At 39.1% G+C, this 13,954-nt stretch carries 16 protein-coding genes; 1 reads left to right on the plus strand and 15 read right to left on the minus strand.

Going from position 1 to position 13,954, the window contains the following annotated elements; translation table 11 throughout:
* Window positions 1–954 carry a COG2958 family protein gene (locus AYS37_RS03825; protein ID WP_000776490.1) on the minus strand — a complete coding sequence of 318 codons (954 nt, stop codon included), beginning with the start codon at window positions 952–954 and terminating at the stop codon, window positions 1–3.
* The gene (locus tag AYS37_RS03830; protein ID WP_000942116.1) at window positions 951–2,552 is read right to left on the minus strand and encodes an ABC-F family ATP-binding cassette domain-containing protein; all 1,602 of its coding nucleotides are present in this window, start codon (window positions 2,550–2,552) and stop codon (window positions 951–953) included. The genes AYS37_RS03825 and AYS37_RS03830 overlap by 4 nt, the downstream gene beginning before the upstream one ends.
* 197 nt (window positions 2,553–2,749) lie before the next feature.
* On the opposite strand from AYS37_RS03830, the gene AYS37_RS03835 reads away from it, so the two are divergent.
* Window positions 2,750–3,727, plus strand: a complete 978-nt coding sequence (locus AYS37_RS03835) for a GMP reductase (RefSeq protein ID WP_000862218.1) — start codon at window positions 2,750–2,752, stop codon at window positions 3,725–3,727.
* Window positions 3,728–3,884: 157 nt separating this feature from the next.
* On the opposite strand, the gene gmhA is transcribed toward AYS37_RS03835, so the two are convergent.
* Genes gmhA through hypA form a run of 13 tightly spaced genes read right to left on the minus strand, consistent with a single transcriptional unit; the run spans window position 3,885 to window position 13,923 of the window.
* Entirely contained in the window at window positions 3,885–4,469 is a 585-nt protein-coding gene (gene gmhA / locus AYS37_RS03840) for a D-sedoheptulose 7-phosphate isomerase (RefSeq protein WP_000564560.1), read from the minus strand.
* The gene (rfaE1, locus tag AYS37_RS03845; RefSeq protein ID WP_000723171.1) at window positions 4,462–5,847 is read right to left on the minus strand and encodes a D-glycero-beta-D-manno-heptose-7-phosphate kinase; all 1,386 of its coding nucleotides are present in this window, start codon (window positions 5,845–5,847) and stop codon (window positions 4,462–4,464) included. The genes gmhA and rfaE1 overlap by 8 nt, the downstream gene beginning before the upstream one ends.
* Window positions 5,844–6,836 carry an ADP-glyceromanno-heptose 6-epimerase gene (rfaD, locus tag AYS37_RS03850; RefSeq protein WP_001269053.1) on the minus strand — a complete coding sequence of 331 codons (993 nt, stop codon included), beginning with the start codon at window positions 6,834–6,836 and terminating at the stop codon, window positions 5,844–5,846. The genes rfaE1 and rfaD overlap by 4 nt, the downstream gene beginning before the upstream one ends.
* Before the next feature lie 8 nt (window positions 6,837–6,844).
* Complete coding sequence (gmhB, locus tag AYS37_RS03855) at window positions 6,845–7,366, minus strand: D-glycero-beta-D-manno-heptose 1,7-bisphosphate 7-phosphatase (protein ID WP_001095389.1); 522 nt, start codon at window positions 7,364–7,366, stop codon at window positions 6,845–6,847.
* The gene (locus AYS37_RS03860) at window positions 7,356–8,108 is read right to left on the minus strand and encodes a sulfite exporter TauE/SafE family protein (RefSeq protein WP_001178267.1); all 753 of its coding nucleotides are present in this window, start codon (window positions 8,106–8,108) and stop codon (window positions 7,356–7,358) included. Before AYS37_RS03860 ends, gmhB begins: the two co-directional genes overlap by 11 nt.
* Entirely contained in the window at window positions 8,099–8,770 is a 672-nt protein-coding gene (locus AYS37_RS03865; protein WP_001111627.1) for a type III pantothenate kinase, read from the minus strand. The genes AYS37_RS03860 and AYS37_RS03865 overlap by 10 nt, the downstream gene beginning before the upstream one ends.
* A 4-nt stretch (window positions 8,771–8,774) precedes the next feature.
* Entirely contained in the window at window positions 8,775–10,403 is a 1,629-nt protein-coding gene (gene pgbB, locus AYS37_RS03870) for a plasminogen-binding protein PgbB (RefSeq protein ID WP_001039630.1), read from the minus strand.
* 4 nt (window positions 10,404–10,407) lie between these two features.
* Window positions 10,408–11,064 (minus strand): hypothetical protein, encoded by a 657-nt coding sequence (locus tag AYS37_RS03875; RefSeq protein ID WP_000023045.1) that lies wholly within the window; start codon window positions 11,062–11,064, stop codon window positions 10,408–10,410.
* A complete protein-coding gene (gene dut / locus AYS37_RS03880; RefSeq protein ID WP_000694180.1) occupies window positions 11,061–11,498 on the minus strand; it encodes a dUTP diphosphatase in 438 nt (145 codons plus the stop codon). The genes AYS37_RS03875 and dut overlap by 4 nt, the downstream gene beginning before the upstream one ends.
* Window positions 11,488–11,982, minus strand: a complete 495-nt coding sequence (greA, locus tag AYS37_RS03885; protein ID WP_001031343.1) for a transcription elongation factor GreA — start codon at window positions 11,980–11,982, stop codon at window positions 11,488–11,490. The genes dut and greA overlap by 11 nt, the downstream gene beginning before the upstream one ends.
* Window positions 11,983–12,022: 40 nt before the next feature.
* Complete coding sequence (gene lpxB / locus AYS37_RS03890; RefSeq protein ID WP_001142172.1) at window positions 12,023–13,105, minus strand: lipid-A-disaccharide synthase; 1,083 nt, start codon at window positions 13,103–13,105, stop codon at window positions 12,023–12,025.
* Complete coding sequence (gene mua, locus AYS37_RS03895; RefSeq protein ID WP_001154711.1) at window positions 13,105–13,566, minus strand: nickel-binding protein Mua; 462 nt, start codon at window positions 13,564–13,566, stop codon at window positions 13,105–13,107. Before mua ends, lpxB begins: the two co-directional genes overlap by 1 nt.
* Before the next feature lie 3 nt (window positions 13,567–13,569).
* Entirely contained in the window at window positions 13,570–13,923 is a 354-nt protein-coding gene (gene hypA / locus AYS37_RS03900; RefSeq protein WP_000545287.1) for a hydrogenase/urease nickel incorporation protein HypA, read from the minus strand.
* Between the last annotated feature and the right edge of the window lie 31 nt (window positions 13,924–13,954).

Consider the following 13,954-nt stretch of genomic DNA (forward strand, 5'->3'; position numbering starts at 1 on the left):
TTAAAAAGAAAGCGATGGGTTAGGGTATAACTCCTCTTTCTTTTTAACCTCATCAAATTCATCTTTATAGCGGTATGAGTGAGCCGGGTCATAATCCACGACGCTCTTTAAAAAACCGCTGAATTTTTCATTTTTCGCGCTAAGCTCTGAAGCCACGGTGTAATCAATTTTTTCTTTGTATTTAGCGTTCAATAAAATAGTGCTTTTATCCTCATTAGTTCTTAAATCAATCACGCCAATCCCAAAACTCGCATGCAAACGCTTCAACAAATCCATGAGTTGGGGATTGTGCGTATCAATATGACGGCCCACTAAATACCCCTCATTAGAGCTGTTAGAAATCGCTTGAAAATAACACTCCCTGCAATTATGCACGCTGATTTCTTTTTTCAATTCAAAACTCACCAGTTTAACGGGCAAAGTGTCAAATTTCTTAGAAAAAGCGATTAAATTTTCATTGGATAATTCAGCATGCAAAAACCTAACCCCCACCATGTCCGGATAAAGCCACCTGTCTGTGCCTTTTGGCGATTTCACACTCTCTTCGTGAAAAATGGTTTTCGTGTAGCATTTCAAATTTTCATTATGAATAGCCATGTAAGTTAAAAAGGGGTGCAAATCCCTTTCATGCGCGATTTTATTATGCACGATTTTAGCGTTTGGAACGCTTATTTTTTCAGTATTCAAAACCGGCTCTTTAGCCGCGCTTTTTAAAGCGATTAAGATTGGGTTTTCTTGCGCTTTCAAAAAAGGCAGCTCTTCGCCCTTGTTTAAGGCTGTATAAATATAAGCGCTAACGCTTTGGTGTGGTGTGTTGCCCCCACAATCAAACATTTTTGTAATCTCGCCTTTTTCAAAAAGCTCTTTAGCTCTATCATAAATCTCAGTAACTTTGATAGGCTCTTTAATCGCTTCTAAAACGCTTTGAACGATTTCAATATCTCGTAATTTCATTTTTTACTCGCTAAATACTCTTCATAACTGCCTTTAAAATCAATGATTGAAGCGCCTTTAGGGCTTGGGACTAATTCAATGATCCTATTAGCATACGCATCAATGAGCTCTCTGTCATGGCTTATGCAAATCACTGCCCCATCAAATTTAAAGAGCGCTTCACCTAGTGCGATAATCGCTTCTAAATCCAAGTGGTTGGTTGGCTCATCTAAGACTAAGAAATTCCCCCCCTCTAGCATGAGTTTGGATAAAACCATTCGGTGTTTTTCGCCTCCGCTTAAAGCGTTCACGCACTTTTCTTGCTCTTCGCCATTAAACAGCATCCTCCCTAAAGCGTTTCTCACCTCTGCGCTTTCAATCTTTTTATTGAAATTAAAAAGCCATTGATACAAGGTCTCTTCCCCGCTAATTTCTTCGCTCACGTTTTGAGGGAAATAGCCTTTTAAAACCGTCGCTCCCCATTTCACCACGCCCTTATCCGGCTTTAACTCTTCTACTAAAATTTTACAAAGCGTGGATTTACCCACACCATTTGGCCCTATGAGAGCGATCTTATCTTTAGGCATCACTTTCAGGCTCACTTGATTTAAAATAATTTGGTCGTCATAACTTTTAGAGATGTTTTCGCATTCTAAAGCTTCATTCCCAATGGTGCGTTTGGGTTTAAAAATAATGCTAGGATCCCTCCTGCTAGATACCGCTAAGCTTTGAATGTCTAATTTATCCAGTTGTTTTTGGCGGCTGGTGGCTTGCTTGGCTTTGGAAGCGTTAGCGCTGAAACGAGCGATGAATTTTTCTAGCTCTTCTTTTTCTTTGAGTTTTTTATTGCGTTCGGCCTCTTGCTGTTTAGCAATCAGAGTAGAAGCGATATACCAATCGTCGTAATTCCCGCTAAATTCGCGCACGCTGTGAAAATCCAAATCCAAAATATGTGTGCATACCGCATTTAAAAAATGCCTGTCATGGCTAATGACTACCATCGTGCCTTCATGGCGTTTGAGGTTGTTTTCTAGCCATTCAATGGCGTTTAAATCCAGGTTGTTGGTCGGCTCATCTAACAGCAAAATGTCCGGTTTAGGGAATAAGACTTGAGCGAGAAGGATTTTAAACTTGTCGCTGCTTGGCAAGGTTTTCATCAAATCGTTGTGTTTAGAGCTAGGAATGCCTAAATCTTCTAGGATTTTTTCAATCGCCACTTCGCATTCATACATGGGATCTTCTTCCACGCAAATGGTTTCTAACTCCCCTAGCCTAGCATTCACTTTATCATCGCTCAAATCGCCTTCGGTGTATAAGCGCTCTTTTTCTTTGATAGCGTCATACAAACGCTTATTGCCTATCAAAACCGCATCTTTAAGGCTCAAATCTTCAAAAGCGTATTGATCCTGCCCTAAAACCCCCATTCTCATCCCGCTTGTAATAATGACTTCCCCACTGCTGCAATCAATACTCTTGCTTAAAATCTTTAAAAAAGTGGATTTTCCTGCACCATTAGCCCCAATCAGCCCGTAGCGCTTGTTTTTATCCAGCTTGATATTCACGTTTTCAAACAATTTTTTAGTCGCATAGCGTTGCGTTAAGTTGATGGTTTGCAGCATCTTATGATTTCCTTATTTTTTGTAATTAGAGAAAGTTTATTGTAGCGTTTTCTTTGCAATATTGTAACCCTTGCTTATTATGGTTATTCATAAGGCCTTTGACGCCCAAAATTTGATCGAGCCTATATCATTTTCTCTTGATTTTTTATTCAATTTAAGGTAAAAATAATGTTTTAAAGCAAAAAAGGATCAAGTCATTGAAAGTATTTGATTACGAAGATGTCCAACTCATTCCTAATAAATGCATTGTGAATAGCCGTTCAGAATGCGATACGACCGTTATTCTAGGCAAACATGCGTTTAAAATGCCCATAGTCCCGGCCAACATGCAAACAATCATCAACGAACCGATTGCAGAATTTCTGGCAGAAAATGGCTATTTCTATATCATGCACCGCTTTAATGGATCGGCAAGAATCCCGTTTGTCAAAAAAATGAAAGAACGCCAGTGGATCAGTTCAATCAGCGTTGGGGTGAAAAAGGAAGAATATCTTTTGATAGAAGAGTTAGCCAAACAAGGATTAACGCCAGACTATATCACAATCGATATTGCGCATGGCCATTCAAATTCTGTCATTGAAATGATCCAACGCATCAAAACGCGTTTGCCAGAAACTTTTGTGATTGCTGGGAATGTTGGCACGCCAGAAGCAGTCCGTGAATTAGAGAACGCCGGTGCTGACGCTACGAAAGTTGGCATCGGGCCTGGGAAAGTGTGTATCACTAAAATCAAAACAGGCTTTGGCACGGGTGGTTGGCAGCTGGCGGCTCTTAGGTGGTGTGCTAAAGCAGCAAGAAAGCCCATTATTGCAGATGGCGGTATTCGCACGCATGGGGATATTGCAAAATCAATACGCTTTGGCGCGACAATGGTAATGATTGGATCGCTTTTTGCAGGGCATGAAGAATCATCTGGAGAAACAAAAATAGAAAATGGTGTCGCATATAAAGAATATTTCGGTTCGGCATCAGAGTTCCAAAAAGGTGAAAAGAAAAATATTGAAGGCAAGAAAATTTGGATCCAACATAAAGGATCATTAAAAGACACGCTGGTTGAAATGCATCAAGATTTGCAATCTTCAATCTCCTATGCAGGCGGGAGAGACCTTGAAGCGATTCGAAAAGTTGATTATGTCATTGTGAAAAATTCAATTTTCAATGGAGACGCCATCTAAAAAAGATCGTTGGAACGAAAGCAAAGGCAGAAAAAATGGTCTTCAATCTGTTTTTCAAACGATTTGCTCTGACTTGGGTTTTTTGTTATTTTTTGATCCTTTCTTTGATTTCACTGCATTTTGTGGGATCATTTTTTTAAATTCAAGCACATAGCCTTTAGGGATAATTTTTATGAGCGAAATGCCTTTCAATGCAATCGCATAAGATGTGGATCATAAGAATATGCATTTCTTGGATTCGTGGGGTATCATCGCTAGGGACAATCAAAGCCATATCGCTTAAAGGCTTCATTTTCCCCCCATCACGCCCCGCTAAACTAAGCGTTTTTACCCCTAAATCTTTGGCTTTTTCATAAGCTTTTAGGACATTTTTGGAATTACCGCTTGTAGAAATCCCTATCAAAACATCGTTTTTTACCCCTAGTGCTTCCACTTGTCTGGCAAACACTTCTTCATAACCATAATCGTTCGCAATGGCGGTGAGAGCTGAGGTATCCGTGCTTAAACTTATCGCACTCAAGCCTTTCCTTTCTAGTTTATAGCGCCCAGTCAATTCAGCGGCAAAATGTTGCGCATCGCTCGCGCTCCCCCCATTACCGCAAATAAGGATTTTCCCTTGATTTTCTAAGGTTTCTATCAAAAGATAAACGCTTTGTTTTAACGCTTCTTGCAAACTTTCTAAACTTTTTTCTAACGCTTCCTTATGGGCTAAAAATTCTTTTTGAATCAAATCATCAATCACTGCATGTCCTTTTAATTTTTTCTATGATAGCGCTTGTGGAATAACCTTCTTCAAACTCCATCAAATGGGTTTCTTTAGCAAACTCGCTCCCTATGACTTCTTTATTGAGATAGTCCGCTCCCTTGACTAAAATATCAGGCTTTAGGGCTTGAATTAATTTGATTGGCGTGTCTTCTTCAAACACCACAACATAATCCACGCAAGACAAACTCGCTAAAAGAAACGCTCTGTCTTTTTCGCTCACTATGGGGCGTTTATCCCCCTTAAGCCTTTTGATGGAAGCGTCGCTATTTAACCCCACAATGAGAATATCCCCTAAAGCTTTAGCCTTTTGCAAATAACTCGCATGCCCTTTATGGAGGAGATCAAAACAGCCATTGGTGAAAACGATTTTTTGCTGATCTAAAGTTTCTAACAGCTTTTCTAAAGGGAGGATTTTAGGGTGCATTTGGTTCAAAATCAAAGCGATTTCTTCTAAACTCGCTAACGCGCTCCCCATTTTACCCACCACCACCGCCGCAGCCGCATTAGCAAACTCGCAAGCTTCTTTTAGGCTCTTTGATTCTAACAAGGAAAGCGTTAAAGACGCTATCACCGTATCGCCTGCCCCCGTTACATCATAAACTTCTTTAGCGATAGTGGGGCAATTGACTAACTCGTTTTTTTCTAAAAAAGCGATGCCTTGTTCGCTCAAAGTTACTAAAGGCATAGCGATTTGATAAGTTTCTTTTAAAATTTGGAGCGCTTTTGATAAATTCGCATGGCTGTCTAACTTCAAATGGAGCGCATGCTCTAATTCAGCGCGATTAGGCGTGATCAAACTCGCATGGGAATATTTGTTATAATCCTTTCCTTTAGGGTCGCATAAAATGAGCTTGTGGTGTTGGTTGGCTAGAGCGATCATTTTTTGAGTGAGTTCAAAATCCAACACGCCCTTATTGTAATCTGAAAGGATCACGCCGTCTATTTCTTGGATTTTTTCTGTGAAAAAATCTAAAAGTTTTTTTCTTAAATCAGCGTTTAAGGGGTCTTTGATTTCCTTATCCACGCGCGCGATTTGCTGGTTTTGCGCGATGATGCGCGTCTTAAGCGTGGTGCAACGGGTTTTATCTATTAAGACGCCTGAAGCGTCAATCCCTCTTGTTTTTAAAGTGCTAATGAAATGCTCGCCCTCTAAATCATCGCCCACTACCCCACATAAAAAGACTTTAGCTTTTAAAGAGATAAGATTATTAGCCACATTGGCCGCTCCGCCTAAATTCTTGCTCTCTTTTTTGACTTCTAAAACAGGCACAGGGGCTTCAGGAGAAAGGCGTTCGCTCTTCCCCCACAAATAATAATCAGCGATCAGATCGCCTACGACTAGGATTTTTTTCATGCGTGCTGTTCCTTGAAAATCGCATGGATATGGGGCAAATAATCTTTAATACCGCTTTCTAAATCGTATAAAGGGGTGTAATCTAAATCCAAAATAGCAGGCTCAATATGCGCTTGGGTGTGCTTTTGGAAAAAAGCGTAAGGGTTTTTAATATAGCTCACTTTAAAATCCCCTAAATGCTCTTTTAAAATGCTAACTATTTCATTATAACTTCTGGCTTGGGAATAACCCACATTATAAACCCCGCTTTTTTGAGCCTTCATCGCTTTCACATTCGCTTGGATCACGTCTTCAATATAGACAAAATCCCTTAATTGCTCGCCAAATTCAAAAAGCTTGACTTCCTTAAACGCCATCGCGCCTAAGGCGAGCTGTAAGATCATAGAGGCGGTTTTTTCTTTATAAAATTCCCTAGGCCCATAGACATTAAAATACCTTAAGCCCACTTGAATGTTATCGCTTGAATGCGAAAGAATAAATTCGTCCATGCAAAGCTTGGAAAAGCCATAAACGTTTTCAGGGCTTTCGTTTTTGCCCACCACATTGGGGGCTTTGGTGTTGCCATAAACGCCCGCTGAAGAAGCGTAAATCACCTTAGCCTTTTTTGATTGAGCGATTTCTAAAAGGTTTAAAAAAGCCTGATAATTGGTTTTCATCACTAATTCTTGATTGAGCATGGTCGTATCAGAAACAGCCGCTTGGTGGAACAAATAATCAAAATGCAACTTTTCTAAACGCCTTAAATCTAAGGGGTTATTAATATCAGCCGTGATCACTTCACCCTTAAAACCGATTAAATTCTTAAAATGCCCTAAAGAACTGGGGCGGTTATTACTGAAAAGCGTGTTACTGCGGAATTTATCCAAAATGATTACTTTAGCTTTAGGGTGGTTCTCTTGAAAATAAAAGGCCAAACTACTGCCTACAAAGCCAGCCCCACCGGTGATTAAAATCGTTTGATTTTCTAATCCATCATCAATATAACGCATTATTATCCTTATTTAATCCAATCAATCATCTCTTTAAGATCTTTACATTGTATCCAAGAATGAGGAGTTTTTAAAAAATTTGTGCTCAATAAAAGGTTATTTTTAACTTTAGCGTTCAAGCCGGCTAACATGTCGCTCTCCTTATCGCCTATCATAAAAGATCGCTCCAAGCAAATTTGATGCTCTTTAGCGGCTTGTAAAATCAAAAAGGGTTTTGGCTTCCTGCAAGCGCAATTTTCTTCTGGGGCGTGCCTGCAAAAATAGACGCCATCCAAATTAAAACCTAATTCTTTAAGCAAGCTTTCTTGGAGGTATTCAGTGAGGTTTTCAAAAACTTTAAGGGTGTAATAGCCTCGGTTGATCCCGGATTGGTTAGTGATTAAAAGCAGTTTGTAGCCTAAAGATTTCGCATGCTTTAGCAATTCAAAAATCCCTTTTTGAAACTCAAAATCTTCTTTTTGACTCACATAGCCTTTATCAATATTGATAATGCCGTCTCTGTCCAAAAAAAGGGCTTTGTTAGTGTTCATGGTGGCTCTCTTGCTGTGGTGTGGCGTTGTTTTGATGGTGCATTATATCGCTTTTGTGGTGCATCGCATGAGACATTTTGTGGCTAATGAGCATGATCCCCATATAAAGGACATAAAGCCCAAAAACCCCCATTAAGCCTTTAGACAAAAGATTGAAAAATTTCCTGTAAGAAATGGAAATTTTGCTTAAAAAAATCCCCATTAAAAACAACGGCACGCTAGTGCCAAGCCCAAAAGAAAGGCCTAGCATCGCTCCCATAAACGCGCTATGACTGAGAATCACGCTCGCTAAAAACGAATACACCATCATGCAAGGTAAAAACCCGTTCAACACGCCTAAGAAATACAGCCCTAGAATGTTTTGAGATTGCAAGGTTTTTTTCATCAAAAAAGAAATAAAAGGGATTTGAAAGCTTAATTTTTCCGCTTTAGATCCCAAGAGCGCTAAAAGGATTAAAACAACTCCCATGCCAATCAATAAAATGCCCCTAAAACCCATGCTCACGCTAAGACTATGCCCTAAACCTGCCGTTATAGCCCCTAAGAGCATGTAGGTGCTGATCCTTCCTACATTATAAAGGGCATGGCAAGTGAGCTGGTAAGAAAAGCTTGTAACTTTAGAAAATCTTATTTGACTAAACGCGCTCACAATCCCCCCACACATGCCCACACAATGCCCTAAAGACATGCTCAAAGCGGCTAAAAACATGCCCAAAAAACTCAAATTCTGCATCATTTGCATTCTAGTATCCCTGCTTTTTTAAGAGCGATTTCCATCCCGTCAAAAACCAAACGCTCCTTGCAAACAGAATGGGGTAAAAACGCGCTCAAATACTTCGCATCGCCCCCACAAAGATAGATTTTTTGATCTTTGGCTAAATGCTGGATACAAGAGATGACGCTCAAAACCATGCCGTAATTCACAGCGTCTCTGGTGTTTTTAGGTAAAACTTCTAAAGAATCTAATGCTTTGAAAGGTTGCTCTAAAATTTTAGCGCTTTTTTTATACGCATGAATATATTGGGCTAAACCGGGCAAAATACACCCTCCTAAATGCTTGCCCTCTTTAATTAAATCAATCGTAATCGCACTCCCCGCATCCACCACCACGCCATTATTTAGCGCTAAACATGCCATTTGCCGGTCTATCCCAAGCCCTACATAGTCGGTTTCTAAATGAAAAAACCCTGCAATATTTTTAGCGTTAGGGTAACAATTTAAAAGGGCTTTTTCATTTTCTTCATTCACGCTAATGTAAAAAATTTCCTTTTGAATACCCAAACGCTTTAAATCTTCTTTAGCGCTTGAAAAGAGCTGGTAGTTTTGTGCGAAATGGATGCGCGTGTTGCCTATATCGCATAAAATTAGGTTTTTCAAATCTGTAAAAGATCGTCTAGCTGGCATAGGCCTACTTCTTATTCATTTCTAAAGCTCTTCTTCTTTCTTCAAGCTCTTTTTCATCTCTTTCTTGATGCTCTCTCGCTCTTTGTTCAAATTCTCTCGCTCTTTGTTCGGCTTTGGCTTTTTTCTTTTCTTCTTTCAAGCGGCGTTTTTCTTCTTTAGAATTTGGTTTTGGCGCTTCTTTTTTAGCGGCGTTTTCTTTTAAGACAGGAACGTTTTTACTTTCATTGTTTTTTGTTTCGCCTTGTTGGGTGGCGTTATTTTGATCCCTAATAGGCTCAGGCCTTCTGGTTTTAACTTCTTCTTCAAACCCACTATTTCTTGGCTTAACTTTGTTTTCTTCTAAAGTCTGTTTGTTTTCTTTGACTTTATGCCTTTCTTGCAAATAAATAGGAGCGTTCCCTTTTTCGCCTTTTTGAGATTTTTTAGATGCAGATTTTTCCACAACGGGATAAAGTTTTGGTTTAAAATCGTTATAATCTAAATAGTAGCGATCGTAATACACCCGATTTTTATCATAAAACACCCCTTTATCCAAACGATTGGATGAAAAAAACTTAAAACTGCCTATAGTTGGTGTTTTATAGACATTATACGAATCAAAATCATTCAAATCCACCTCTATCACATACCCACGCTTTTCTAAAGAATACAATTTATTATGGTTTAATACAATGGTATTGAGCGAAGCAAAGGGCAGTTTCACGCTGTTTAATTCCCTCAAACTCTTATCCATTTGCAAAATCTGCCCATCTAAAGTCAGCACATATAAAGTCCCCTTATCATAAAGCAAATCCACAATATCCCCATCATAGTTGAACTCTTGACCGCTCACGACTGAGAGTATTCTTTTCCCTGTAGAAGCGATCATGTTATTGCCATCTACGATAAGGTAAGTGATGTTGTTGAAAAACTTATCGCTGCTGATAACAATGTTTCTAATGGGCGTGGGATTTCCATGCACATAATCCACGACTAACAAGCGCCCATCTAACATAGGGAACACCACGACCGTATCCATAAAAATAGGCATCGCCATTAAAGAATTGATCGTGGTGCTTGGGGAACCTTTTTCGCTAAAAAGCAATTTTTGAGAAGTGATGTCGTATAAATTCGCTGAATTGTCCGCTAACACCACCGCTAAAAGATTCCCTTTAACGCTCGCGCTCAAGGCAAAAGTCTCCAAAGGAATAATGATGGATTGTTGGCTGGCGTTAGGATTATTGCTAATCAATTCCACTTGATGACAGACTTTATCTTGGACTTCCGCTTCAACGCCCTTTAATTTCAATTCCGTTTCTTCAGTCTTAGCCACCTTGCTTTTGCTTGTTTTTTTATCAATCTTGTTCAAACAATCTTGCGCAAGGATGAAAAACCCCTGACTCTCATTTAAAAAACTGCTTTCATAATTGAAATTCTTACCGATTCTTAGCTGCGTTAAACCTTTATCGCCTATAACCGCTCCATTTTTCAAAATGGCTCCATAACGATTAGACGAAACGATACTTTCTTGCAAATGGTTAGGGAAATACGCTTCGCCTTTAACCTGGTGTTTAGCGGGTTTGAAATATTTTTTCATGTTACAGCCGCTAAAGACAATTAGGGCTATGAGTGAGATTAAAAATGGTTTATTCATCAAATCAATGCGTTCCTTGAATAGTTTCTTTCTTTAGATTGGTTGGTTTGGAAGGGTTTTGCTGAATATCTTCTAACATTCCATAGTGTTTTAAAACAGAGATTATAGCATATAGTGAAGAACTTAGAGGGATAGCGGATAAACTTTGATGCGCTTTTTTGATCGCGTCTTTAGAATTTTCTTCATACAACAAGTTCACTTCTTGTAAAGCACTCATTTCTTTAAGAATGGGGCTTTTTTCAAGCAAGTTTTTATCTCTAGAGAGCGATGCGTAAGAATATTTGGCAAAAGTTTTAACGATTTCATTAGAAGATTGCGAAAGTTTTTTAAACTCGTTTGCATCGTTTCTTTCACTCGCTCTGGCGAATTGATACAAATCATACAACTCTGGGGCGACTTCTTTCAATCTTTTTTGCAAGGCTATATTATTAGGACTCTCTAGCACTTCATTATAAATTTGAGTGATCCGTTCTCTCGTTTGCTCGTGCTTATAATCTTGTAATTTTGTATCCCCTAAATAAGCGATAAAAGCCACCACGATAAACAACAACACCCACTTGTAGCGTTTGAAAAACTTTTCTAACCTAAACGCCCCCTCTAAAAGCTTTTCATCGCTTTTAAATTCGTTTCTAACTTGCTCTAAATTTTCCTTAATGCTCATGCCTTACTCACTCCTGTGCTGCCAAACCCCCCACTACCCCTTGAAGTTTCATCTAATCGTTCGCATTCTATAAATTCGGCTTTATAAGTTTTTTGAACCACCCCTTGAGCGATCCTATCCCCTACTTGAACTTTAAAATCTTTATCGCTTAAATTCGCTAAAATGACCTTAATTTCGCCCCTATAATCATTATCCACCGTGCCAGGAGAATTCAACACCACCACCTGATGATTCAAAGCCAAACCGCTACGGGTGCGCACTTGCAATTCATACCCCACTTCTAAAGACAAACAAATCCCTATTTTCACCAACCCCACGCTATGAGGTTTGATCGTTACTTCTTCTACAGCATGCAAATCAAAGCCTGAAGAACCTTCGGTTTGGTATTTAGGGATAAGGGCGTTCGGGTGGATTTTTTGGATTTTAATTTTCATCAAAACAAATCTCTTTATAATAAATGTCTAAAATTTCAAAATCGCTCTCCCCATTAGGCAATTGAATACTCACCGCATCGCCCTTGCTCTTACCGATCAAGCTCTTAGCGATCGGCGAACCAAAAGAGATTAACCCTTTAGCCGGATCGCTCTCCACGCTCCCTACTATCGTGTAAGAAAACTCTTTATCGTTGTCTAAATTAAGGATTTTAATCGTGCTCCCAAAACTCACTTTATTATGAGCCAAAACGCTCGGATCAATCACTTGAGCGTTAGCGACAATTTCGCTTAAATCCACGATTCTCGCTTCAATGAAGCGTTGTTTTTCTTTAGCGGCATGGTATTCAGCGTTTTCTTTCAAATCCCCATGCCCTCTAGCAATATCAATTTCTTTCACAATATTAGGCCGTTCCACCTCTTTTAATTGCTTTAATTCCGCGCAAATTTTATTGTATCCATGCATACTCATAGGTTCTTTGTTCATTTAATCTCCTAAGCTTATTCAGTAGAGATTATAGTAAAAATTAAGTTAAATTCAGCAAAAAAGCCATTCCATTAGCGATTTTTCTCGCGCTCCCACTGGCTAAATATTCCCTTAATCTCAAACTTTCTTTAAAATAGCGCTCTCTATCCATTTCTTCATACGCTTTTAACAAGCTCTCTACGCTCAAAAAATGCTGGATCAATTCCGGGTGTAATTGGCTCTCCCCAAGCCCTGGAGTCTCATCATTTAAGGCGTTATAAAAGATGTTCGCTAAACCTATATAATGCAAATTGACAAACATTCTAGCGATCAAAAAATCCATCGTTTTAGCCCTATACGCCAACACAAAAGGCGTGCCAATCAAAGCAGCCTCTAAAGTCGCTGTGCCGCTGCAAATGAACGCAAATTCCGCTTCAAACAAACTCTTATGCGCATCATAAGAAATTTCAAATAATTTAATGCCTTCTCCATAAAGGGCTTTCAAATCCAACCCCTTAAAGAAGCTCGGCACGACCAACACACGCCTTTTAAACCCTTCGTTTTGTTCTAAAATTTGAGCCGTTTTGACAAATAAAGGGAATATTTTAGCGATTTCGCTTTTTCGACTTCCTGGCATAAACACCAGAGTTTCGCCCTTAATATCTTTTTTATAATATTTAATTTCATCTAGTAAGGGGTGTCCCACATATTGGGCTTTTTTTTGGTAATAGCCCACTTCAAAAGGCAAAATCGCCCCCAAAAAGTCGCAGTATTTTTCAAGGCTTTTAGCGCGCCATTTTTTCCATGCCCAAACTTGAGGTAAAATATAATACATGATTTTTTTATACGGGTCTTGTTTTTTGATTTTTTTGGCTAGGGGGATATTGAAAGAAGAAGAATCCATTAAAAGCACCATGTCCGCTTGCTTAGCTAATTGGACCATTTCTTTATGGGCTTTGAGTAAAAACCCTAAACGGCCTATCACGTCTCTAAAACCCATGACAGAAAATTCTCTAGGGCTATAGAGCGCTTCTTCCCCTTCAAACACCCCAATGAAACGATAATCTTTAGGCAAATTGTGGCGTAATTCCTCTAAATGTGCATTAGAGCTCGCTTCTAAAGCGCTCACTAAAATCGTGGGCATTATTTGTCTTTCAAAAGGTTTTGGACTTGATAGAGCTTGATTTCTTTATGCAAATCTCTCAATTCAATTTTGAGCAACGAATTTTCAAAATCTTTTTTAGAAAGATGGTTTTTTAAAAGCCTGTTTTCGCGCAAAACGCTGCGGTATTGCAAATAAAGCCCTTCATTGAATAAACGCTTACATGGTTTAGCCATAATAACCTGATTGTCTTTAGCATAAACCTCCACTTCTTCAAGGGCTTTGGGGAAAATCACATCTTCTTCTGTATTTTGTGTTTCTTTGTTTAAGCGGGAGTTTTCTTTTTCTAATTTCTTTTGACAGATTTCTTGCTTCAAACCTTTTAAAACGCTCTTTTTCTTACGCAAGATTTCTTGGACTTGCTTCAATTCCAAACGGATTTTTTTTAAAATTCCTCTAGTGTCTTCAATTTCTTGCTGGTAAGCGTTCAATTCTTCTTGCATCAGTTATTCCGCTAACATTTCTAAAGACAACAAACGCATTTCATTGCCTTGAGTGATAATGACATTCTTGCTGTGGCATTTCTCACACACCCCATAATCTAATGCGTTAGGCTTAAAAACATGCGAACAATCCTTGCATTCCAATTCAACCTTTTCATCCACAATGTCTAAAACAGCGTCCTTACACACCAAAGATTCTTCTCTAAAAGTCTCAAACGCGCTCACGAACAAGCTCTTATCCATAGCGCTTCTTTCACCAATACCGACCACGACTCTTTCAATCTTATGGGCTTGATTCTTCTTCGCATGCTCTTCGCAAAGAGCGATTAAAGAAGAAACGACCGAGTATTCATGCATACTAAACCTTAATCTTTAAATTAGCCCCTAT

This window comes from Helicobacter pylori NQ4053 (assembly GCF_000274605.1).
Lineage (GTDB): Bacteria > Campylobacterota > Campylobacteria > Campylobacterales > Helicobacteraceae > Helicobacter > Helicobacter pylori_CV.